This is a genomic window from Robertmurraya mesotrionivorans (assembly GCF_050971805.1).
Taxonomy (GTDB): Bacteria; Bacillota; Bacilli; order Bacillales; family Cytobacillaceae; genus Robertmurraya_A.
In genome coordinates this window covers 47,914-69,806 of the sequence record NZ_JBPCCH010000004.1, presented here as the reverse complement: position 1 = coordinate 69,806, position 21,893 = coordinate 47,914, and the positions used below count along the sequence as shown (strand labels likewise).

The window sequence follows — 21,893 nt, the reverse complement described above, 5'->3', positions numbered from 1 at the left end:
ACTAGCTGCTGAAGCTAGATTAAAACCCTCGCCACTATGGCGAGGGTTTTAATCATCACTTGAAAACATATACTTTTTATGGTGATATCGAATCGAAAAGATCAAGCTGATTGCTAGGAAATTCCCCATTATTGAGCTTCCCCCATAACTAATGAATGGAAGCGGAATTCCCGTGATTGGTAAAAGACCAATCGTCATTCCGATGTTTTGAAACACGTGGAAGGTAATCATACTAATAATTCCGACACAAATATACGTATAAAACTCATTTTTCGTTTCCATACCAACCTTTGTAATATGGTAGATCAGTAAGAAAAACAAACTAATAATGACGCTAGCACCGACAAAACCAAATTCTTCTCCCACAATACTAAAGATAAAATCGGTATGACTTTCTGGCAAGTATACTTCTCTCGTACCGTAGCCCTTCCCTGTCGTTTCTCCTGAACCAATGGCTAGCAAGGAACGAGTCAGCTGGAAGCCGGTAGAACTTTGATAATTGTAAGGGTCGATCCAGGAATAAATTCTCCCAAATTGATACTCCTTAACTCCGAGATACTTTTCTAGTATTTCAGGTTTCCATAGTACTAAGTAGAAAATGACTCCGATCAAAGAGATTCCTGACGAAAAGATCGGCAGAAGAATCTTCCATGATACCCCAGAAATAAAGATCATCCCTATCATAATCGCTATCATTACAAGAGATGTTCCTAAATCCGGTTGTTGCATGACGAGCAGTAACGGTACCATCGTAATAAGAACAATTTTTCCTAATAAAATAAAATCCGTTTGAATGGTTTTGATTCGGTATTTCTCATGATGATCTCCTATTGCTCTTGCAAGTGCGAGGATGATAAATACCTTCATAAGCTCAGCTGGCTGAAGCGATCCGATAAACGGCGCCTTATACCAACTCTTCGCCCCATTAATCACAGGTGCAATACTAGATGGAGCAATGATGAGGAAGGCCAATAGAAATACTCCAAATCCATAGGCATACCATGAGAGCTTTTTAAGCTGGTCCGAATCAAGTGTGATGACTGCAACAATAATCCCCATTCCAATTCCATACCAAATGATCTGTTTTAATAAAAAGTTTGAATCATACTGTCCTGTCGATTGCGCGCTATAAATAGCAATACAGCTCGATAGAAACAGAAGCATTAAGATAAATATTAAATGAAAGTCTATTTTAGACGAAGGCTGTTGATTTGAAGACATAAAAATACTCCCATCTGAAAACATGGTATTCAATTCTCCATTATATTTTTAATTCTTATAAAGCACAACTCTTCTTTCTATTTTGGGAATGATTACATATCAGTCCTATAACTAATGTACCGTACAAATGTGAAAAAACTGAGAAATTGATATTTCCAATAGTGAAAATCTTGGTTTTCCTCCTTTTCGAACGATGCTTGTTTCCTTTTTCTCTTCTGAAAAAGTGGATTGGCTCATATAGTAGCTAAGGAGGTGTTGACATGAAGTCTTCAAAGCTATCATTATGGACCTTTTTACAAGGCTGGTTGGCTATCATGCTAGCTACGTTCTTACTTGCAGGAATTGCAACAACCTACACAAATGCCTTTACTTCTGAAACCGTCAAAAAATGGATTTCGAATATTGACACACATGAATGGCTTGTTTATTTTGTAAAATCGGAGAACCACCATATATATAACGTAAAAGCGAGCTTAACGGTTTCTTCCTTATCAAAGCTCGCTCTAAAACTGGCAACAAATATTCAACCAGAGGATACACGAACGTTTTTGGGAAGAGAACTGCCTGGATTTTCCGTATTTGATACAAATATCGTAGTTGCCGGTACTGGTACGAATTTCACTAACCTTCCGATCGAATCCGCTCCACCGGTAGAAATTTTATTACAAGAAAGAGAAATCGCAAAGGAAATGCTTAAAGAGTCTGAAGGTGACAACACCCCAGTCGTGGCAGGGAAAAAAAGTGTATTTATCTACCATACACATAGCTGGGAATCATTTCTACCATTATTAAAAAACGCTAAGGAACCTGAAGAGGCGACTAGTAACAATAAATCAGCAAACATAATTGCTGTTGGGAAAAAGCTTACTGAAGAACTAAATACGAATGGCATTAGTGTTCTTCAAGATACAACAAGCATGCCTAACCTATTAAAGGAGAATAATCTTACAGCCGATCATTCCTACGATCTTTCCCGTAAACTTGTCCAAGAGGCACTTGGAGGAAATGATGCTATTGATTACGTCATCGATATTCACCGTGACTCGCTTCGAAAAGAAAAAACAACACAGGTGATTAATGGAAAATCTTACGCCAGACTATTCTTTGTTGTCGGAAAAGCAAATAAAAATTACGAACAGAATCTAAAAGTGGCAACTGAACTAAATGAAATGATTGATGAAAAATATCCGAACCTGAGCCGCGGTGTTCTAGCAAAAGGACTAACGGAAGGAAACGGAGTCTACAATCAAGATTTATCGACAGGGTCGATTCTCGTAGAGTTTGGCGGAGTGGATAATGACTTAACCGAGCTGTACAACACAATTGAGGCCTTTGCGGAGATCTTTAGTGAATACTATTGGAAGGCAGAGAAGGTAAATGGATAAATTACATGTTCTCCCTCACCACTATTTATTTTTCACTTTTATTTCATCCTTTTTATTGTATCTATTTAGGCTACCACCTAATCACGATCGCTTGGCTTGCAGCAGGCATTATTACCTCGATTTACATTCTGATTGAGGATCAGCTCCTCAAATTTCAGCAATCGGAAAAAGACTTATGATTCGTTGATATTTTATCTCGCATGGTAAAATATCTCATATGATGAGAGGACGTGTTGTGATGAATTATGCAGTTGTAACTGGGGCTTCCAAAGGACTTGGTGCCTCGATTGCCGAAAGAGTTCTACAGGAACAATTCGGGCTCATTTCTATTTCTAGAAATGAAAATCCTGCACTAAAACAGCTTGCTGGGGAAAATGGATTATTTTATAAGCATGTAATGTGTGATTTGACGAATAGAATGGAGACCGAACAAGCCTTTTCTGCAGTTGCCGAGATCATTTTTTCTAGTACAGAAAATGAAGTTTTACTCGTTAATAACGCAGGTGTGGTTGAACCGATTGACCGAGTTGGAAGTTTAGATCATGAGGCAATTGAAATGTCCCTTCAACTCAATGTTGCTGCCCCGATGTTCGCGACGAACCTTTTCTTACAAAAGGCAAACGGAACGAAGCTAACCGTTGTTAATGTTACATCTGGTGCTGCCGAAAGACCGGTTCAAGGATGGAGTGTGTATTGTAGCACAAAGGCAGCCTTAAATATGTTTACCAAAACCGTGGCAGTAGAACAAAACCATTCAGGCAATGCGACGATTATTGGTTATAGTCCAGGAATTATGGATACTGATATGCAAAGTGTCATTCGCTCTTCAACGGAACATGCCTTCCAAGAGGTGAATAAATTTATTGCTTATAAAGAAAATGGGATGCTAAGAAGCACAAATGTCGTTGCCGATGCACTCATTGACTTGCTTCTTTCTAAAGAGGTTGAAAACGGAAAAATTTATAGCGTAAATAATCTACTAAAGTAGCTTCCATTTCCTGAAGCTACTTTTTTTATAAAAAAAAATTTTCCTATACATGTATAAAATGGTAACACATTGGCGATTATAATAGTACAAGTGTAATTCCCCCTTTTTCTTTGACCTCCCAGTAGTGGAGGTCTTTTTCTTTTTCATGGTTGAAGGAACCCGTTGTGAGCCAAACTATCATCGAAGGTATTTTGAAAGGAGCTCATAACATGACTAAAAAGTATAATAAAGGCAGTAAAAACCAAAATTCTCCTAAAACCCATGGCGTCTTACACGGAAGTGGAGACAATAGCAAAGGAAATAAACGTACTAAAGATCAGAACGATAAGACAGATCTTGATTAATGGAATTAAAAAAGGTGCTGAATATTGCTTCAGCACCTATCTTTTTGGATTGATCTTTATTGCCGGTGTTTCATACATAACATAAGTGGGAAGAGGATCGTCCGTTTGATCATGGGAGAAGGCCTTCTCAATTTCTAAATTTGCTTTCGTCGCTTCCGTATCACCAGGACTTGAAGAGTGAACATCACTATCCTCAAGTCTTTCTGTTAGCTCAATATTTGCATCATTAATGGCTGCAACTTCGTTTTCTTTATTTTGCAATTCACTCACCTCTTTTATAGTATCTTTCCACTCTCCCTTCTTATCCGTTGTTTATTTCCTACTAAAAACCCCGCCAACCATGGCGGGGTTCCCACAATCTAATTTATTTTTCCCGTAAGAACGGCCACCAGTTGGCTTTTCCGAATGTTCTTACCATGACCGGGATAAATAATGGAAGAATCACAAGGGCATATAGGAATAATCCTACTAACACGATGGATGCGATTTGTAGTAAGGATAGCATTCCTGAAGGCATCATCGCAGCAAAGGTACCACCTAGGATGACAGCTGCTGAAATGATAACTGTTCCCATTTTTTTCATTGATTCAAGCATTGCTTCACGAATGGATAGGTCCTTATATTCATTAAAACGGTCCATTAAGAAGATACTATAGTCAACTCCGAGTGCGATTAAGATAACAAAGCCGAAGAATGGTACCGCCCAGCTAATTCCTGTATAGCCTAGGAGGTTAACAAATATCGCTTCATTAATTCCCATAGATGTATAGAACGTTAAAATCAACGATGCAATGATATACGCTGGCATGATCATTGAGCGGAACAGAATGACTAATATGATGGTTATCCCCACTAACATCAGCACAACAGTACGAGAGTAATCTTCTCCTGAAATTGCATCAAGGTCAGCATTTGTTCTTGTCACTCCACCAACGGCAACCACGGCATTTTCAAGCTTCGTATTCGCTGTTGCACTCTTTACCGCTTCATTTAGTTTATCCACTTGATTGATTGCCTCATTGGAGTAAGGATTTGCTTCAAGAATAACGTCAATCGTCATTACTTTACGATCATTAGACATATATGTGTCTAACACCTGTACAAAATCTTCACTTTCAAGGACCTCAGGTGGTAGATAGAACGCACCATTCTCATTTTCAGAAAGACCTTTAATATAGTCTTGAGCCGAGCCTAAACCATCTGAGATTTGATTTAACCCATCCACACTTTGGTTCAAGCCATCTGTTAGTTGACCTAATTGACCACCTAATTCACCAAAACCATCTGCAAGCTGCTGTTGACCGTCACGAATTCCGGCTAAGCCAGAAGTTAGCTTTGGCATATTGTCAACAATTTGTCCTTGACCGTTTGCAAGCTGATTGAGGCCGGCAAGCTGTTTGTCAATTCCAACGATAAACTGCTCTAAACCAGAAACAATCTTCTGTTGGTTCTCATTAATTACTGCAAATCCAGCATTTGCCTCAGCCATGCCACTAGCTACTCCAGCTAATTGTGGCTGAACCGTTTGAACCGTTCCCTTTAATCTTTGATATGATTCATCCATTTGTAACGCAGGATAACTCGTTTCTAAAGCGGCAAAATACTGTTCAGTAGAAGCAAGAGCGGCAGAAAGCTCGTTTAAGCCAGCTCCCATTTGTCCATAGGCACCAGCAAGCTTTTTGTACTCCGCTAACAGCTGCTCAGCACCAGACTTCACGTTTCCGAGCTCTGTTTTGATTTGTGCGGAACCTGCTGCTCCTTGACGAATACCATCTTCAATTTTTGCTAAGTTTGTTTGAATTTCGGTTAATCCTGACTGAACCTGCGATGTTCCCGTTACGAGCTCCCCGATCCCAGCAGTTGCCTGTTCAATTTGTGGAGCCGAACTCTCAAGACCAACACTTGCCTCCTTTAGACCTGAGCTAATTTGATCGAGACCTTCTTTTCCTTCTCCAAGTCCTTCTTGTAAAGTGTCGGCTTGCTTTGCGATTAAAAAGTCTTCGATCGGTTCACCCGTTGGTCGTGTAACCGAACGAACGGTGTCTACTAGTGGTACGCGCGCTAACTGCTTACTGATTTCTTCCACTAAATTAATATATTCCATTGAGTCCATTGCTTCGTCATTTTTTAAAACGATTTGAGTCGGCATGGATTCACCTGGCCCAAAGCTATCAGCAATGGCATTAAAGGCACGAATAGAATGTACATCTCCACTTATTTCTTCAAGAGAATTATAAGAAAGCTTACCATCGTATGTGACCAAGAACGGTACACATACTGCTGCGACAATAAGAAGGGCAACTACTGGACGTTTGAGTGAAAACGTTCCAACTACACCCCAGAATTTGCTTTCACCGTGTTCTGCCGTACTTTTTGACGGCCAGAAGATTTTTCCGCCAAGTGTTGCCATAAAAAATGGAACAATCGTAAATAATGCAACCAATAATAAAGCTACTCCAACTGCAACAGCTGCGGCTGATTGATAAAGTACAAACTTTGAAAATCCGATTGCTGCAAATCCAATCATTACAGCTAAACCACTGAAGAATACGGTACGGCCTGCATTCTTATAAGTAGCAACAATGGCATCCGCACGATTTTCATTATGTGTTAATTCTTCCTTGTACCGGCTTAGAAGAAGGATACAATAGTCCGTTCCGATTCCGAATAGAATGGCTACAAGGAAAATTTGTGTGTAGCTTGAAATCGGGAAGTCTACTCTATCTACTAAGATGGAAACAATTGATTGTGCGGCCAAATAAGAAAATCCGACTGTTAGTAGTGGAATGATCGGAGCTACTACTGAGCGGAAAACGAGTAACAACACAACTAGAATGAAAACAACTGTTATTCCTTCTGTCTTTTTCAATCCTTCTTGAGAGCTAGTCATCAAGTCTTCATTAATTAACCAGTTGCTCGTGTAATCGTGGTCGACCTTCACGTCCTCGATCGTTTCATAGAGGGCTGCACTTACTTCCTTTGGTTCACGATCGTTCCACTCAATGGTTAGCGAGGTAAGAATCGCTTTTCCATCCTTTGAAACAAGCTGTTCTTCTAGGACCTCCTCGTTAAAATGAGTAAGAATTTCTGTAATCCCAAGCTCTTCTTTTTTATTTTCAAGTGCCCGAATCGCTTTTTCAGCCTCTTGTATTTCTTTATCCGTTAATTTTTCCTCACTATGAAAAACGAGGGCGACCTGCGTATCATCTCCTCCGCCTTCCTGTTCTTGGACGTTTTCCATAATGTCAGAGGCTAGTGAAGAGGAATATCCTTCCGGAACATCAATTTGTCCCTTCTCACGAACAAGGTCGGCCATGTTGGGAGCTAGCATGAATAACCCCACGATTAGTGCAATCCATGCCACTAACACTAACCATTTATTTTTAATAATCGCATACATTGGCTAATCCCCCAGTTGATTTTTCTTTGTTTCTAAAAGTACATCATGCAATTTTTCGTATGACTTTATAAACATTTCTATTTCGTGTTGGTCGAATTTCGTGATAATCGACTCCACCAGTTTATGGATTCTAGCTTCCGTTTCTAAATAAAGCTCATTGCCATTATCCGTTAACGTTAAGTACACCACTCGACGATCATTTTCATCTCTCGTTCTTTTAATAAATCCTTTAGTCCATAATCTAGTAATAATGGCTGTGATGGCACTCTTTTTTACAGAGAAAACGTCGGCAAGCTCTGACGATGTACAAGATTGATTTTGATAGATGTAGCGCAACATATAATGCTGCTCACTTGTTAGATCACAATCAAGCTGCTCCTTTACAAGTGCTTCCCCTATCTTGTTAACAGAAAAAGAAAGAGCTATATATTGATTCACAACTTCTTTAATACGCTGGTCTGGCATCTGTAGCATGTCACCTCCAGAAAATAGTTTCATTATTTAATTGTTCAACTGTTTAACTATCTACTCGATTATCATAATGGAGACCTAATCTTCTGTCAATCAATAAAAAAAACGAACCAATAAAATTGGCTCGTTACTTTTGTAAGCTATGATGAATGACTTCTAATGTTCGTTTAAGATCGGTTACTTCTACTTGTCCTGGTGCTGATGCTTTCTTTAACGCTCCGAATGTAACGCTTGATCCAAACACTTCACCAGATAGGCGACTAATGGCTCCTTGCCCTGCCATAGACATTGTGATAATCGGAGTATCTGGATGCTTTTCTTGCATCTCAACAGTAGCTTCCAACAGTGCTAGCACATCTCTAGCAGAGGTCGGCATCACTGCTATTTTTGGAATATCGCCTCCTAGCTTCTTACCACGCTCAAGAATTTCCACCATTTTATCCTTAGAAGGTGTAATGGCAAAATTATGGCTAGAAAGGATCCCTAATCGACCATTCTCATGAATGATAGAGAGAATTTGATAAATATCCTCATCCCGATGTAGCAGCTCAATGTCTACTAAATCTACCATACCTGACTTCGATGCCGCTTCATTCAAGTTGAAATAATAAGAAGGATGAATTTCCTTCTCCCCACCCTCTTGTAGGCTTCGAAATGTAAAAACAAGAGGAAGCTCTTTCAAACGCTGATGGATAGTTGAAAGTGCAGCCATCACCTTACTGAGGTCTTCACTATCATTGAAAAAGTCTACCCGCCATTCAACCATATCGACAAAATTCTTATTTAATTGAATAAGCTCTGCCTCCGCTAAAAGGTCTGCCACTGTTCTCCCTGTCATAGGTACACAAATCTTCGGTGTCCCTACTCCAATACGAATATTTTTTACCGTAATAAAATTCGCCAAGCAACGATCCCTCCATTCTTACCCTCTACTTTATCCTACAACTGCTCTTCATGACCACAAAAAAATAGGATACTCTATAAAAAAGAGTACCCTTTTTTCCATCATGCAGTTCCCTTGTATACTAACTTAAACAGCTGTTTTAAATCTTCTTCCGTAACATCCTTTGGATTAGCAGTGGTACAAATATCGTGAAGTGCTGAACTTGCCATTTCAGATAAAGACTTTTCATATTCTCCTTCATCAATCTTACATTCCTGTAGACTTAAAGGAATGCCCATCTTTTTGTTTAATTCCACAATATGGGCGATTAAGCTCTTGACCCCTTCTTCCGTACTGCTACAAGGGAAACCTAACATAAAGGAAATAGAGGCGTACTTTTTTGCTGCTTTGGACGTTTCTACTGTTCCATCAAATAATCCCGCATTATAGGCGATTACATAAGGAAGTAAAATGGCATTGCTTCTCCCATGCGGCACATGAAATCTACCTCCAAGTGTATGAGCAAGGCTATGATTGATTCCTAACCCAGCGTTCGTAAAAGCAATTCCTGCGATACAAGAAGCAACATGCAATTTCCCTCTTGCCTCTAAATCCTCACCAAATCGGTACACCTTTAATAGATTCTTAAACACATCTTTAATGGCTTTTTCAGCATACATATCCGTGATATCACTCGCTTGTTTGGAAACATAAGCTTCAATTGCATGTGTTAGGACATCCATTCCGGTATCAGCGCTCACGGAAGGAGGAACCGTCTTGGTTAACCCTTCGTCGAGAATGGCAATATCCGGATACATAACTGAGTCACTTAAAGGTATTTTTACACATTTGACTTTATCTGTGACGACCGCATAAGAAGTTACCTCAGATCCCGTACCGCTTGTTGTTGGAATAGCGACAAACTGAGGCTTCACGCCATAAGCTTCACCTGATAGGCGCTCTTGAACGCGAATTGCAAGTAAAAGCATAGCCTTTGCTGCATCAATCGGAGATCCTCCACCAACAGCTATCACACAGCCTGGTTTTTCCTTTACTAGCAGAGTTAATCCTTTTTCAACCGTTTCAAGTGAAGGATCCGGTTCAACATCGGAGAAAATCACATACGACTTTCCTTCTTCACTTAATAAGTTTGTTAGCTTCTCTACAATACCAATTTTGACCATCATCTCATCGGTAACAATAAAGACTTTTTCTGCCTCAATTTTACGTACATATTCTAACGAATCGGTTCCGTAATAAAGCTTTGGGCCAAGAAGAAACTGTTTCATTAAAAGATCCTCCAAATCGTCTCTTGTCGCTTGAGTTACATAAAGCTGAAGATAAATAAGCTACAGAGAAATATTGTTGTAGCAGGTGGATCAATATGAGTGTCACAGTTATTGTTAAAAGTTCGACCCATAATTTCTCCAATGACTCCGGCAATGACAGCGAACAGTGTACCGATGAGTATACTTCCTGATGCAATAGTTGCATAACCAGCAACTAGTGTGACGTGGTGTGTCGCAGGAATATTAAATCCAAATTGGACAAACATTAGTAAAGCTGCACTAATCACAAAGCCCAATACATTTATTTGTGTTAAATCTACTAAATATGAGATAACTGCACCAAAACCAAATGAGTAAATAACAATAAATAATAGATTAGATTTATCTGGGAAAAAGGCTCTTTTCGTTCCATCAGAATTTTGAATGGTTCCGAATATCCCTGTATGACCGAACGCGTAACGAGAAATGATTCCCGAGAGGAATACCGTCATTGCTACTGTATCAGTTGGGATTTCTAAGTAGCCAAACAAGTAATTTAATAGGTAGCCTCCAATACCAAATACTCCTCCGACTAAAAGCGACATCGGATCACTGTTGATCGTACTAGGTGAAGTCAAAATATCCATTCCGTTCGACAAGCCTTTCTTTCTGTTCGCCTCGTAAGCTGCTGCTGCAACACCACCAGCAAACGCAATATGAGGACCAAGCAGAGTACCGAAAACGACGCTTCCTAGTATCATATCCGATCCACCACCAGCGATAATCGCCACACCAATAAGCCCAACTAATCCTGTAAAAATAAAGGCTGGTAACGCACCAATTAACGCTCCAAAGACACCGCCACCAAATGCTGCAAGTACGATTGAATAACTCATTGTCATTATCCTCCCTTAATCTTGCTTATACCTATCTGATTGATAAACCATCCACGAGTACACATCTTCTCTTTCTAGCAAAATGCTTAGCAGAAGTCAGCCCTTCCCCTGTCGGACCTGCAATCGTAAAAGTGGTATACCCAACTCCTCCGACTCCGATACCCGCGTAAGAAGGTCCATTTTTAACGAAAATCGTTGTCTGAATTTCCTTTGCAAATTTGGTTAAGTTATCAATATTTTTTGAGTGCATAATTGCTGTGTGTCGGAAGCCATGCTCCACTTCAACGGCAAGGGCAATTCCTTCATCAACATTATTTACCCGTACAATTGGTAGAAGTGGCATCATCAATTCCGCAAGTACGAGTGGATGACGTCCCTCATTTTTGACATCAACGATTACGACACGAACCTCTGGGCCAACCTCTATTCCAATTTGTCTTAAAATAAAGTCCGCATTCTTTCCTACAAACTCTTTGTTGGCATGACCGTTAGAAACAACTAAATCTACTAATTTCTGAATTTGCATTGGATCCGTTAACTGATAAGCACCATTCTTTTTCATATTTGCTATGAGGCAATCGGCTACACAGTCTACAACAATGACCTCTTTTTCAGCTACACAAGGTAGATTATTGTCAAAAGAACAGCCATCAATAATATCCTTCGCTGCTTTTTCTATATCTGCGGATTCATCTACAAGTGCTGGCGGGTTTCCTGCTCCGGCACCAATTGCCTTTTTTCCTGTTGATAAAACAGCCTTTACAACAGCTGGTCCACCTGTTGCAACTAGCATTCGCACCTTTTTATGGTTCATCATAATGTTTGCTTGTTCAATGGAAGGCTGAAGCGTACTTACGACTAGGTTTTTAGGTCCACCAGCGTTTGATATGGCTTGATTAATGATTTCAATGGTTTTTATAGATGTTCGTTTCGCTGTCGGATGGGGGCTAAAGACGATTGCATTTCCGGCAGCTAACATTCCAATCGTATTGCAAATGATTGTTTCGGACGGGTTAGTGGTTGGCGTTATGGACCCAATCACCCCGTATGGTGAGAGCTCCTCGACCGTTAGTCCGTTGTCTCCTGAACAAGCTGCTGTTGTTAAATCCTCCAATCCCGGTGTATTATTAACAGCTACTAAATTTTTATTAATTTTGTCCGTTACACGCCCCATGCCTGTTTCTTCAACAGCCATTTCAGATAGAAGTTCAATATGCTTTCTAAATTCGCAGCGAATCGACTCGATGATTTTTCCTCTTTCCACGAGAGATAGCTTTACAAATTCCTTTTGTGCCACAAATGCTGCTTCAATCGCTTCATTCATTTCCGAAAAAAGGCCATTCTCACCATCTGTTAGTGAGTCCTCCTGACTGCTTAATCCTGCGAGGACCTGCATCACAATATCTTCAATTTGTTTTACTTCAATCATTTGAATTCACCTCTATTAAACTTTCAAAAACCTTTACTGCACAAGTAGCTAGTAAAATATCCTCTTCCACCGTTCCACCACTAACACCGATCCCACCAATAATTTTTCCATTTACCGTTAATGGGAATCCTCCTCCAAATGGAACAATTCTATTTTGATTGGATTGGTAGAGGCCAAATAATTCAGCACCTGGTTGAACAAGTGGTGCAAGGTTATGAGTTGGTACCTTCAATGCTACAGAGGTATACGCTTTATTAGGAGCAAGTTCCACACTTACTAGCAATGCATCGTCCATACGATTCAAAAGAATAGCATGGCCTCCCTCATCTACAACTGAGAATACAATGGGGACTCCTATTTCTTCTGCTTTTCTTTCCACTGCTTTTGCTAGCTTTTTAGCTAGATTAAGATCTACCTTTAGGAGAGAAGGCTGTGCTTCCACTCGATCAAGCACTTTAGTAATCACTTGATCAACCAGCGAGTAATACACTTCTGCTCTTGCTAGCATAAAAAGCACATCTGATAAGCGATTAATATACTTAATGAGCTCTTCTCTTATTTCTAATGTTTTACTTAGCTCAACCACAAGACGTTCCGCTCTTCGAATGATGGAACGAGCTTGATGTAAATGGGCAGAGGCAACCGTTTCCCCAGGTATAATGAATTCCGTAATGGGACCTAATAGCTCATCATACTCATCAATCACTTGTTCAAAATATGCAATATCCTCAGTGGAAACAAGCTTCTTGATATAGCTCTTTCCCTTTTCGTCACTTGCAAGTTCAGCACCGACAACAAATAGTTGGTGCTGTATGTGATGAATGATTGTTTTCAGTTCTTCTCTTCTTATCATTGAATAGGCGACACCGAGCACTGCATTCGCTTCATCGAGCGTCCCATAGCTAGAGACCTTTAAATGATCCTTGCCAATTCGACTCCCACCAAGAAGCCCTGTCTCACCTTTGTCACCCTTTTTTGTATAGATGCTCATCTCTTACACATCCTTATTTGTTCACTTCTAAGCTATCAATAATACCAACAATGGCTGCATCAATGGCAGAATCAGGTTTTCCAAATACCGATCTAGCTGCACTCCCTTTTGTGACGAGCACTACCTCACCAGTACCAGCACCGACTGCATCGACTGCCACCTCTGGAAGCCCTAGTATTTCTTCCTTTTCATTGATTCCCTGAACGATAAGTAGCTTCTTGCCAACGAAGTCTTCTTCCTTTCGTGTTGCCACAACCATTCCGACTACCTTTGCAATATACATTTGTCTCACCTTTATCTTTCCAGATGGATGCTAACACCAAATTCACTTGCGGCTTCTCTCGCCAATGCCGTAATAATGGTCTGTTTAGACACTACTAAATCAGCTTTTTCTTGCTTTGCTTTAAGTACAGCTATTCGACTCAACACGCGATCGGTATAATAAATAGTGGATTTCTCGACTAGAATTTCTTCCACTTCTGTTTCTCTGAACTGGAAAATTACTTTCCTTGAGGTTTCAGCAATATCTTTTGCTCGGACTAGGTGAATTCCATAGGCACGCAGTTGGTCTAAATGATGACTGTTCATGTCTAAATAAGCCTTTGGAGAATGATGCATGTGATATTTCTCCCGAATCGGATTCTTTAAGTCACAAGCATCAGCAGCAGCAACGATTGGTGTTCCAGTCGTTATATAATGGGAAACGAGGTTTGTAACAGCTGAATCCACAATCCCTAATGAGATTTTTGTAGCAGAATTCAAAGTAAGTGTAGGAATGAGTAAAAGGCTAGTATCTTTATAAAATTCTCCTAAGCCCTGTAACTCTTTTTCATAGAACACCTCGTTTGTACCAAGGTCCTTTTCAATCGTTCCAGGTAAAAACACATGCTCTGCGCTTCGGGTTAATAGAATTTTAAAGGACCAGCCTTCATCCTTCATCGTCTTCAACTGTTCTAGGGCATCCTCAAAGCCAAGCGCTCCACCAGTAAAGACAACGATTGCTGTCTTTAACCGTTTATTTAATCGATGAATGACTTCATTTACAATCTCATGAATAGCATTCTCTAGATTCAATCATTCCACCTCATTTCACACAATTCATAGCGATTCCAATCGGTGTGATAAAGAGAGGATTCTCCGGCTTAATCGTATCAATTCCAATTTCTTTCAAAAAAACACTCTCAAAGTCTTCAAAAAGACAAGCACCACCTACAACGTAAATTTTGTCCGTTGCAGAGTATCGCAGATGACGGTTAACGATTGCTGCCATCTTTTCAATAACTGGTTTGACGACGGTGAAGATTTCGTCTTGTCTTCGATTGTCCTTTTTAAGCTTTTCCGCTTCTTCAAAAGAAATCTTATAATTTCCGGCAACAACTAAGCTCATATGTGTCCCACCAGTAGGTTCATCAGCCGTATAAATGACCTCCCCATTTTTCAGGATACTGATACCAGTTGTTCCGCCCCCAACATCTACCACGACACCATCTTTTACGCCTAAAAAGGTGGCAGCTGCCGTAGGTTCATCAACCACATTGACTACTTCAAGTCCGGCTGACTCAATCACATTGGCGATCGCTTTAGCATTACCACCTATCGTTCCAGGTGGCACGGCGGTGGCTGCATACAATAATGGAACACCGAGTAAATCCTCCACTTGTTTTTTTAGATCCTTCACTATTTTGACTGCCCCTACATAATCCACCACAAGGCCATCCTTTACCACTGATGCTGGATAAAGAGCACCTGCAACCGGTTGATTAGACTCATCTAATACGGAAAGAACAATATTGGCTGTTCCAAGATCAACTCCAACCTTTAGCTCGCCTTCAAACTGGTTCACTTTCTTTTCTTCAATTAATCTGGCAAAATCCCGAATGTACTGGTTTATATACTCTAAATTCACAGTCATTGTTTTTAACCTTTCATGATTTTTCCAATGGCTCCGGTACCAATCCCCGCCGCATTGGCTTCATCGGTATCCAAATGCATTTCTTCAACAAAACGATCGGACACCCTAATTAATACATTGTTAAAGGTTACTTGACGGATTCCATCAAATTGAACACTAACCATCTCTTTATCTTTCAATTGAAATCTCTCTGCAAAGGGTGGAGAAACATGAACATGTCTTAATGCTGCAATAACTCCTTCTTTGATTTCTAACTTCCCCTTTGGTCCAACAAGAGTAAGACCTGGGGTACCCGTGATCTTTCCTGATTCTTTAACTGGTGCCTTTACACCTAACTTAAAGCTATCAGTTAAACTGATTTCTAATTGTGTTAAGTTTCTAACTGGACCCAATATCCGAACGTTTTCAATTGCTCCTTTTGGACCGACGATTGTAACGGTTTCGTTCGCAGCAAATTGTCCAGGTTGCTTAAGGTCCTTCATTTTTGTAAGCTCAAACCCCGTTCCAAATAAAGCTTCTAAATCTTCCTTTTTTAGGTGCAGATGGCGGTTTGAAACACCTACAGGTATATATGGTTGTTCTTCTAATTCTTTTATTCGTTTTACAACCTCTTGGACAATAACCCCATAGTCCCTCATTCCATCATCTCCTAAAAATTTAAACTTCTACTTTCTCTATCTTTGGTATTAATCTCTCTATATCTGAATGTGGTCTTGCGATCACATGAACCGATACCACTTCTCCAACCCGTTCTGCTGCCGAAGCACCTGCATCTGTTGCTGCCTTCACTGCTCCAACATCACCGCGAACCATTACAGTAATAAGACCGGAACCAATTTTTTCATAACCGACCAATGTCACATTCGCTGCCTTCGTCATCGCATCTGCCGCTTCAATCGCACCAACCATGCCTTTTGTTTCAATCATTCCTAATGAATCTCTCATTCTATTTTCCTCCTACTGTTGCATGATAGTGGATACACATCGTCCTTGCTTCCCCTTTTCTTCTTGTACACTTAGGGTCCTTACAAATATTACAAATCTCTTGGTCATTCGCTTCTATCAATGAATCATCATCTTCATTTGTAATAATATTTTCCTGATCATCCTCGTCAACAGACTTTTTTTCTGGTTGTTCCTCCATCACTAGTTCGACAGGAGACTCTTCTTCTTGTACTTCTTTTTCTTTTGTAACCTTGCTTTTTGGGTTGGTCATTTTCTCAATTTCATCGCTTGGTCTAGGAATCAAGTGCTTGCTTACAATTCGATTGACCCTAGAAGCTGCTGAACTTGCAGCCTCAAGCGCTGCCTTTACAGCACCAACATCTCCTTCAAATTTCACGGTGATCATTCCGCCGCCTTTTGAATTCTCATATCCTAATAAGCGCACATTCGCTGACTTAACAGCTGTATCAGCCGCAACAATAGCTGCAGTCATCCCCACCACTTCAATGAGGCCTAACGCATTTCTTGCCAAAATGCTCTCCCCCCTTTACTTCATATTAGTTAGACGCTGAACGACCGCTTGAACAATAAATGTAATCTCCTCTTTTGAAAGCACACGCACTTCCTCATCAGATGGCTCCTCCGAATGGCATACTTCCTTAAACGGAATATTTTTCACAATTCGAGCAGCATTTGCTCCTAGCGTTCGTAACAATCCTTCACTCGACTGTAGTTCAAATTCAAAAAGCGGCTTATCGTAGGGCAATTTATTATAGTGAACAACTCCATGACCATCTTCACTAATCCCAATACCTACTCCAAGGTTGGAGCTTCCAGCCGCTCTGTATCCTAACGCTAAAGCGGGTTCAGCATCATGCAGCTTTACAACATATGGAACCCCTTCCTCTTCCATTCCATGTAAGAGATGGTTCACCAAGGTAGGCTCTTGTACCATGCTGCAATAATACACATGGATCGTTGGGGAGTGTTCGTTATCAAACTTCAATGAACTCATCTCCCTTCCTTCAATGCCATAATCAATCCAGTTGCCACCGCATTTCGAGGGCCTTCCGTTCCTCTTATATTTCCTCTTCCTGCCACCACACCATAGTGTGATAAGGAGTCGGTCACAAGCTGCGGCACTTCGAAATCTAATGCAGAGCCTCCTACTAAAACAACAAACTCAATATCTCGAATATTTCCTGTTGGACAAACCATACTTAGTGCACGAATGGCATTTGTCACAAATACCTTTTCTTTTGCCGAGCGCCGAATCAGTTTGATTTTTTCCACGGAATAATTACCAGGAATCGGAATAAGATCTCCTTCCTTCAAGATAACCACCCTGGCGAACACCTGTGGATCCAGTGGATGTTCAAAAAACTCAACCGTTCCATTTTCATGTCTGATATGGAAGAGACTCTCCACTTTTGCAAGCGGGTATTTCTTTATATCTTCTGCCAAATCTAAATCCTCAAGACCCAGCTCTGAATTAATAAGCAAAGTGACCATGTTACCTGCTCCAGCTAGATGTACCGAGGTGGTTTTCCCTTCGGTAATCATGATGGATGCATCGGTTGAACCCGCACCCATATCGAGAATGGCAATCGGTATATTGGTTCCGGGTGTTGACAGGGCTCCTCTTATCGCCATATCTGCTTCTACCCCACCAACCTCAACTTCTACATTGATCTCTTCCCTTAGTTTTTCAGCAATCATTTGCATTTGTAGTTTATCTGCCTTCACCATCGCTGCGATTCCCACGGCATTCTCCATTGAAAATTCTTCAGCAAGTCCACCCTTCACCATTTGTGGAATAAAGGTATCCACTGCCAATAAGTCCTGAATCATAATGTCATTTGGATTTTGCTTAGTCAGCTCAGCCATAACCTGTCTAACACGTTCAAGCATTCCTCCTGCATTCGTTCCTGGTTCTCCCTTAATGTCTTGAATTGGTGCAACGGATGTGAGTACTTCCATAATCCGGTTGGCCCCTTCATCCACATCAACAGAGCCTTTTTTTCGAGTTCCAATGATTTGAATCTTACCTGCTGGAATACTTCTTGCCTGTACGTCACCTGCTGGCGTTTTTATAACAACGGCTGATCGGTTTCCGATAATTGCTCGAGCAATTGGTACAATCATTTTTGTTTCTTCCGCACTTAGTTCAAAAACGGTAGCGATTCCGTAGGGGTTTGATAATACCTCTACTACGCCTCCAGGAGGAGCTACTTCAATGGCCGCTTTCATTCCGACAGGTACCTTTTCTAATAGACTGACCTCATCAACAATCGGAATTTTCTTGTGTAGACGATTATTAATTAAGACTCCATCATCCTTTTGAACAACAGCCCCAGTCACATGAACTCCTTTGGAAACCGCTTCGTTTATGAGCTCCGCTGCAATGTTGAAATCGACATGCTTCCCAATTAATGCAATGATATTACTCTTTAAATCTTCCTGTTGGAGCTGTTCAACTGGCACTGTTTTACCCATGCCAATTCCTAGTCCCCCAGGTGTAGCTGGGTTATGTCCGATCATGGTCGATTCAGTAATAATCGTTTCCGTGATTGTTTCCATTGCGACGTCGCCTATTACTGGAGCCGCTTCATTAATACGAATCAAGTCCAAGTCCTCTACTGTTTTCCCCACCTTATGTAAAGCCTGCTTAAGGGAATCCAAGACACCGTGAATATTTTGTCTTGTTCCCTTAATTCCAGTGGTACTGACAATACCCGTTGCTATAAATTTTATTTCATTAGAAGAGCTGACTTGAGCTAAAGCTGTTTCTGTCGTGGCATTCCCTATATCCACACCTGCAACTAGTTTCATATTTTCAAACCTCCTGGTGTCGACTGAGGAATGATTACTCCTGTCTTAACCGATTTCTACCTTTGTACACGTCCGCTGCCTCTCTTACAAGACCAGCGTTGATCGGCGCATTGTACTTAACCTCAAGCTCTTCAGCGATAGCGTACAACTCTTCCCTCGTAGAACGGTATGGACGAAGAGCGTTATAGATTTCTAGCATTCTCTCATCAGGTACTTTAATTAGTTCCGCTGCTCTCCGTAAATTACGAGCAAATGGCTTACGACCAACTGAATCAGCAATTTGAGCTTGGTATTCTAGCGTTTCTGGTGAGATACGAACGTCCTCTGGCTTGACCGTGCCATCTAGGACACCTTGTAGCGTAATTTCATTGATCCCTTTTCCAGTTGCTGATTTTAATAACTCAGGGCGTTTTTCAGCAATGGGATAATCGTGTGTAGCGGTAAGTTTTTCAGCAGCCTTCACTACTGTCATAACGGATGCTGCTGTAGGCTTCTCTCCTCCCATAGAAGCCATAACCTCTTTAACTAACTGTTCAATTAATGCTTGATTCATATCTTTCACCTCCGGTTAAATGAAATTGACTTCTAATTCGATTGGTTTTGAGTTTGGCACTACATGCTCGGTTTCTTTGATATGAAGGAGCGCTGCCTTTGCTTGGTACTTAGGTCTAGCCATTTGATCATTTCTTGTAGGAACTGGATCAGGAGACTCCCCCTTTGCGTACTTAGCAGCATTTTTACCGATTTTTCTATATGTTTCTAAATCTAGTAATGGAGCCTGTGGGAACAGTTCAAGATTACTTAAAATTAGTAAATCTTTTTGATGGATAACCGTTGTTCCTTTTGATTGAAGACCAATTCCAATGCCAGAACCACTTAGTCTTGCCCCTTCATGAGCGACAAAGGCTACGTCAGAGCTTCTTTGAACTCTCACAACACGAGCAACTAAGCCTTCTTCCTCAATTCCTGCAATGATTTCTTTTAAAACATCAGAGTGAGGGATGTTTTCAATCGTTTTGGTTTGATACTTTCCAAAGGCAGGAGCAACTGAAATGACTACTTCATCCTTTCGAGTTCCAACCTTTGCGTTCCCTAGCTCTGTAAGCTTTAACCCTTTTGCCGTTGCTGCTACAGAGACTTGCTTAGGTGCTTCAGCTGCTGCTTGTTCATTGGATAAATAACCCTGTAGTACTTCTTCTATTACACTACGAATTAATTTTTCATTAATCTCCATGCTTTCCATCGCTCCTTTCTATTAGTTGATATCCTCAGCACGAATGGCATTAGGAATATTTTTAATTTCTTCCCATCTTGCTTCGCTTAATTGATAGCCTGTTCCAGGACCCATGTAATCATTGCGATTATTTACCGCACTAATAATGTTGAAATCCTTGTCAATAATGGCTGATGTATGAAGATAGTCACCAGAAATACGTTGCTTCAGCATGTTTAATACGTTCTGTGCTACGTCATCAAAGCCGTGTTTGCTTAATGCTTTTACGACATCGATTCCGGTTATACCCTTTTTCATCATTTCTTCTGCGGCACGTAAATCTTCCACGACATGTCGATCTGGCATGTCTTTGCTTCCGTTAGCATAAGTTGCCGCTTCCACTTCTTCATCTGTAATCTCTGGTAATCCAAGTTCTTCAAATACTGCTTGAAGGGCACGAGCTGCTTTGTTTCTAACCGCAATCACATCTGCTTCTAGAACTGGACGTAAGCCTCCATCTACCTTTAAGTCACGTTGAAGAATGTTATAGTCATCAAAATCCTCAGCGTCAAAGTTAGAACCAGCGAACATATTGTCATAGTTTGGTGTCGCACTATATCCAGAGAAGATAAAGTCTGTACCTGGAAGCATTTGCATAAGCAAACGAGCTGTTCTACGAATATCCGAATGTGAGAAGGTTTGGTCGTTACCTGAAGCGACCTCCATATCTAACATCGTCGTAATTAAGTTTTCAGCAAGAACGGCTCTGATACCTGAAGGCACTGCACCCGGAACACCGATGCAGCTGATGGAACCGTTTTGGAGACCTTGTGAACCTGCGCCCTTTGTGATGAAGATACAACGTGCTTCAAGATACAACATGGATTTTCCTTCGGCATAACCCATTTGCACCTCTGAACCTGTTCCAGATGTAAAGCGCATTTTTAGTCCACGCGATGCGTAAGCAGATGCGAGAAATGCCTTTGAGTAAGGAGTATCGTCACCATCTACAAATACTGGTTCTGTACCGTACACCGAAACTGTTTCCGCGTAACAGGTTAACCCTCTCATACCGAGTTGAAGTTCTGCTGCTTCTTCAACCGCACACTGTGTTAAGATTCCGCCACGACCGACTTGTGCACCGACTAATAACGAAAGCGCATTAAAAGGTGCGTAACGCACAATCCCTACCGTTGTTTCTTGCTCATCAAATCCACGAATGGCCGCTTCAGCTGCATCTGCTGCAATCTGAACTGGATGATCCTTTACGTTTGTAACGTGACACTGATTTGATGGTGTTTTTCTTGCTCTCATCTTTTGCATCGCCATCATCATTTCAACGACGTTCATATTACTTACTACTTCAACAATTTTTGCTGGAGTCATCGAGGTGGTAAGTGGAATAATTTCATCTCTTGAAACATGAATATCAACGAGCATTCTTGCAAGTTCAAGTGAGTCAATTTTCATTACTTCCTCAGCCTGGTCCAAATTAATTCCGTAATCTGCAATAAATGTATCGATAAAATCAAATTCATCTCTAGTTTTCCCATCAAGTTCGACAATTTTTCCCTCAACAATTTTTATGCTTGGCTTCGGATCGTTCGGACTGCTCATTGCAATGAGACCAACACTTGGCCATTCAGCAACAAATCCGTCTTTATTAACTGGACGTTCAGCCAATGCCTGAAAACGTTTTGATTTCATAAGTTTAC

23 protein-coding genes are annotated in these 21,893 nt (G+C 40.8%); 3 read left to right on the top strand and 20 right to left on the bottom strand.

What is annotated here, in order from left to right; all coding sequences use genetic code 11:
* Nucleotides 1-48 precede the first annotated feature (48 nt).
* A complete protein-coding gene (locus ACRX5O_RS08800) occupies nt 49-1,221 on the bottom strand; it encodes an FtsW/RodA/SpoVE family cell cycle protein (protein WP_433905593.1) in 1,173 nt (390 codons plus the stop codon).
* A gap of 260 nt (nt 1,222-1,481) precedes the next feature.
* Between ACRX5O_RS08800 and spoIIP the strand changes: the two genes are divergently transcribed.
* The 3 genes from spoIIP to ACRX5O_RS08785 all read left to right on the top strand — a co-directional run bounded on the left by spoIIP (nt 1,482) and on the right by ACRX5O_RS08785 (nt 3,938).
* A complete protein-coding gene (gene spoIIP / locus ACRX5O_RS08795) occupies nt 1,482-2,606 on the top strand; it encodes a stage II sporulation protein P (protein ID WP_433905592.1) in 1,125 nt (374 codons plus the stop codon).
* Between the two features lie 238 nt (nt 2,607-2,844).
* A complete protein-coding gene (locus tag ACRX5O_RS08790) occupies nt 2,845-3,594 on the top strand; it encodes a (S)-benzoin forming benzil reductase (RefSeq protein WP_433905591.1) in 750 nt (249 codons plus the stop codon).
* Between the two features lie 209 nt (nt 3,595-3,803).
* Nucleotides 3,804-3,938 carry a hypothetical protein gene (locus ACRX5O_RS08785; RefSeq protein ID WP_433905590.1) on the top strand — a complete coding sequence of 45 codons (135 nt, stop codon included), beginning with the start codon at nt 3,804-3,806 and terminating at the stop codon, nt 3,936-3,938.
* Nucleotides 3,939-3,974: 36 nt separating this feature from the next.
* Here the strand turns inward: ACRX5O_RS08785 and ACRX5O_RS08780 are convergent, their stop codons facing one another.
* The 19 genes from ACRX5O_RS08780 to ACRX5O_RS08690 all read right to left on the bottom strand — a co-directional run bounded on the left by ACRX5O_RS08780 (nt 3,975) and on the right by ACRX5O_RS08690 (nt 21,885).
* The gene (locus tag ACRX5O_RS08780; RefSeq protein WP_433905589.1) at nt 3,975-4,199 is read right to left on the bottom strand and encodes a hypothetical protein; all 225 of its coding nucleotides are present in this window, start codon (nt 4,197-4,199) and stop codon (nt 3,975-3,977) included.
* 103 nt (nt 4,200-4,302) lie between these two features.
* A complete protein-coding gene (locus tag ACRX5O_RS08775) occupies nt 4,303-7,338 on the bottom strand; it encodes an MMPL family transporter (RefSeq protein WP_433905588.1) in 3,036 nt (1,011 codons plus the stop codon).
* Between the two features lie 3 nt (nt 7,339-7,341).
* Nucleotides 7,342-7,803 carry a MarR family winged helix-turn-helix transcriptional regulator gene (locus ACRX5O_RS08770; protein ID WP_433905863.1) on the bottom strand — a complete coding sequence of 154 codons (462 nt, stop codon included), beginning with the start codon at nt 7,801-7,803 and terminating at the stop codon, nt 7,342-7,344.
* A gap of 133 nt (nt 7,804-7,936) precedes the next feature.
* A complete protein-coding gene (gene aroD, locus ACRX5O_RS08765) occupies nt 7,937-8,713 on the bottom strand; it encodes a type I 3-dehydroquinate dehydratase (protein WP_433905587.1) in 777 nt (258 codons plus the stop codon).
* A gap of 101 nt (nt 8,714-8,814) precedes the next feature.
* Nucleotides 8,815-9,981 carry a 1-propanol dehydrogenase PduQ gene (locus ACRX5O_RS08760; RefSeq protein ID WP_433905586.1) on the bottom strand — a complete coding sequence of 389 codons (1,167 nt, stop codon included), beginning with the start codon at nt 9,979-9,981 and terminating at the stop codon, nt 8,815-8,817.
* Between the two features lie 35 nt (nt 9,982-10,016).
* Nucleotides 10,017-10,856, bottom strand: a complete 840-nt coding sequence (locus ACRX5O_RS08755; protein WP_433905585.1) for a DUF7973 family transport facilitator — start codon at nt 10,854-10,856, stop codon at nt 10,017-10,019.
* 31 nt (nt 10,857-10,887) lie between these two features.
* Complete coding sequence (locus ACRX5O_RS08750) at nt 10,888-12,282, bottom strand: aldehyde dehydrogenase family protein (RefSeq protein WP_433905862.1); 1,395 nt, start codon at nt 12,280-12,282, stop codon at nt 10,888-10,890.
* Nucleotides 12,278-13,276 (bottom strand): cob(I)yrinic acid a,c-diamide adenosyltransferase, encoded by a 999-nt coding sequence (locus ACRX5O_RS08745; protein WP_433905584.1) that lies wholly within the window; start codon nt 13,274-13,276, stop codon nt 12,278-12,280. The genes ACRX5O_RS08750 and ACRX5O_RS08745 overlap by 5 nt, the downstream gene beginning before the upstream one ends.
* 13 nt (nt 13,277-13,289) lie before the next feature.
* A complete protein-coding gene (locus ACRX5O_RS08740; RefSeq protein ID WP_433905583.1) occupies nt 13,290-13,559 on the bottom strand; it encodes a EutN/CcmL family microcompartment protein in 270 nt (89 codons plus the stop codon).
* Between the two features lie 11 nt (nt 13,560-13,570).
* Nucleotides 13,571-14,350, bottom strand: coding sequence for a flavoprotein (locus ACRX5O_RS08735; RefSeq protein WP_433905582.1), 780 nt, complete (start codon nt 14,348-14,350; stop codon nt 13,571-13,573).
* 10 nt (nt 14,351-14,360) lie between these two features.
* Nucleotides 14,361-15,188 carry an ethanolamine utilization protein EutJ gene (gene eutJ, locus ACRX5O_RS08730; RefSeq protein ID WP_433905581.1) on the bottom strand — a complete coding sequence of 276 codons (828 nt, stop codon included), beginning with the start codon at nt 15,186-15,188 and terminating at the stop codon, nt 14,361-14,363.
* Between the two features lie 5 nt (nt 15,189-15,193).
* Nucleotides 15,194-15,826 (bottom strand): phosphate propanoyltransferase, encoded by a 633-nt coding sequence (locus ACRX5O_RS08725; RefSeq protein ID WP_433905580.1) that lies wholly within the window; start codon nt 15,824-15,826, stop codon nt 15,194-15,196.
* Between the two features lie 19 nt (nt 15,827-15,845).
* The gene (locus ACRX5O_RS08720) at nt 15,846-16,133 is read right to left on the bottom strand and encodes a BMC domain-containing protein (protein ID WP_433905579.1); all 288 of its coding nucleotides are present in this window, start codon (nt 16,131-16,133) and stop codon (nt 15,846-15,848) included.
* 1 nt (nt 16,134) lies between these two features.
* Nucleotides 16,135-16,665, bottom strand: coding sequence for a BMC domain-containing protein (locus tag ACRX5O_RS08715; RefSeq protein ID WP_433905578.1), 531 nt, complete (start codon nt 16,663-16,665; stop codon nt 16,135-16,137).
* A gap of 15 nt (nt 16,666-16,680) precedes the next feature.
* Nucleotides 16,681-17,139, bottom strand: coding sequence for a glycerol dehydratase reactivase beta/small subunit family protein (locus ACRX5O_RS08710; RefSeq protein ID WP_433905577.1), 459 nt, complete (start codon nt 17,137-17,139; stop codon nt 16,681-16,683).
* A 5-nt stretch (nt 17,140-17,144) separates the two neighbouring features.
* Nucleotides 17,145-18,965, bottom strand: coding sequence for a diol dehydratase reactivase subunit alpha (locus tag ACRX5O_RS08705; RefSeq protein ID WP_433905576.1), 1,821 nt, complete (start codon nt 18,963-18,965; stop codon nt 17,145-17,147).
* Nucleotides 18,966-18,999: 34 nt separating this feature from the next.
* Nucleotides 19,000-19,518 (bottom strand): diol dehydratase small subunit, encoded by a 519-nt coding sequence (locus ACRX5O_RS08700; protein ID WP_433905575.1) that lies wholly within the window; start codon nt 19,516-19,518, stop codon nt 19,000-19,002.
* A 15-nt stretch (nt 19,519-19,533) separates the two neighbouring features.
* The gene (locus ACRX5O_RS08695; RefSeq protein ID WP_430775006.1) at nt 19,534-20,199 is read right to left on the bottom strand and encodes a propanediol/glycerol family dehydratase medium subunit; all 666 of its coding nucleotides are present in this window, start codon (nt 20,197-20,199) and stop codon (nt 19,534-19,536) included.
* Nucleotides 20,200-20,220: 21 nt separating this feature from the next.
* On the bottom strand, nt 20,221-21,885 hold the full coding sequence (locus ACRX5O_RS08690; protein ID WP_433905574.1) for a propanediol/glycerol family dehydratase large subunit: 1,665 nt from the start codon (nt 21,883-21,885) through the stop codon (nt 20,221-20,223).
* Nucleotides 21,886-21,893: the final 8 nt, after the last annotated feature.

Coding starts and splice junctions, on each gene's coding strand:
- ACRX5O_RS08800 (WP_433905593.1), bottom strand. CDS start 1,221: ATGTCTTCAAATCAACAGCCTTCGTCTAAAATAGACTTTCATTTAATA.
- spoIIP (WP_433905592.1), top strand. CDS start 1,482: ATGAAGTCTTCAAAGCTATCATTATGGACCTTTTTACAAGGCTGGTTG.
- ACRX5O_RS08790 (WP_433905591.1), top strand. CDS start 2,845: ATGAATTATGCAGTTGTAACTGGGGCTTCCAAAGGACTTGGTGCCTCG.
- ACRX5O_RS08785 (WP_433905590.1), top strand. CDS start 3,804: ATGACTAAAAAGTATAATAAAGGCAGTAAAAACCAAAATTCTCCTAAA.
- ACRX5O_RS08775 (WP_433905588.1), bottom strand. CDS start 7,338: ATGTATGCGATTATTAAAAATAAATGGTTAGTGTTAGTGGCATGGATT.
- ACRX5O_RS08770 (WP_433905863.1), bottom strand. CDS start 7,803: ATGCCAGACCAGCGTATTAAAGAAGTTGTGAATCAATATATAGCTCTT.
- ACRX5O_RS08760 (WP_433905586.1), bottom strand. CDS start 9,981: ATGAAACAGTTTCTTCTTGGCCCAAAGCTTTATTACGGAACCGATTCG.
- ACRX5O_RS08755 (WP_433905585.1), bottom strand. CDS start 10,856: ATGAGTTATTCAATCGTACTTGCAGCATTTGGTGGCGGTGTCTTTGGA.
- ACRX5O_RS08745 (WP_433905584.1), bottom strand. CDS start 13,276: ATGAGCATCTATACAAAAAAGGGTGACAAAGGTGAGACAGGGCTTCTT.
- ACRX5O_RS08740 (WP_433905583.1), bottom strand. CDS start 13,559: ATGTATATTGCAAAGGTAGTCGGAATGGTTGTGGCAACACGAAAGGAA.
- eutJ (WP_433905581.1), bottom strand. CDS start 15,188: ATGACTGTGAATTTAGAGTATATAAACCAGTACATTCGGGATTTTGCC.
- ACRX5O_RS08725 (WP_433905580.1), bottom strand. CDS start 15,826: ATGAGGGACTATGGGGTTATTGTCCAAGAGGTTGTAAAACGAATAAAA.
- ACRX5O_RS08720 (WP_433905579.1), bottom strand. CDS start 16,133: ATGAGAGATTCATTAGGAATGATTGAAACAAAAGGCATGGTTGGTGCG.
- ACRX5O_RS08705 (WP_433905576.1), bottom strand. CDS start 18,965: ATGAAACTAGTTGCAGGTGTGGATATAGGGAATGCCACGACAGAAACA.
- ACRX5O_RS08700 (WP_433905575.1), bottom strand. CDS start 19,518: ATGAATCAAGCATTAATTGAACAGTTAGTTAAAGAGGTTATGGCTTCT.
- ACRX5O_RS08695 (WP_430775006.1), bottom strand. CDS start 20,199: ATGGAGATTAATGAAAAATTAATTCGTAGTGTAATAGAAGAAGTACTA.
- ACRX5O_RS08690 (WP_433905574.1), bottom strand. CDS start 21,885: ATGAAATCAAAACGTTTTCAGGCATTGGCTGAACGTCCAGTTAATAAA.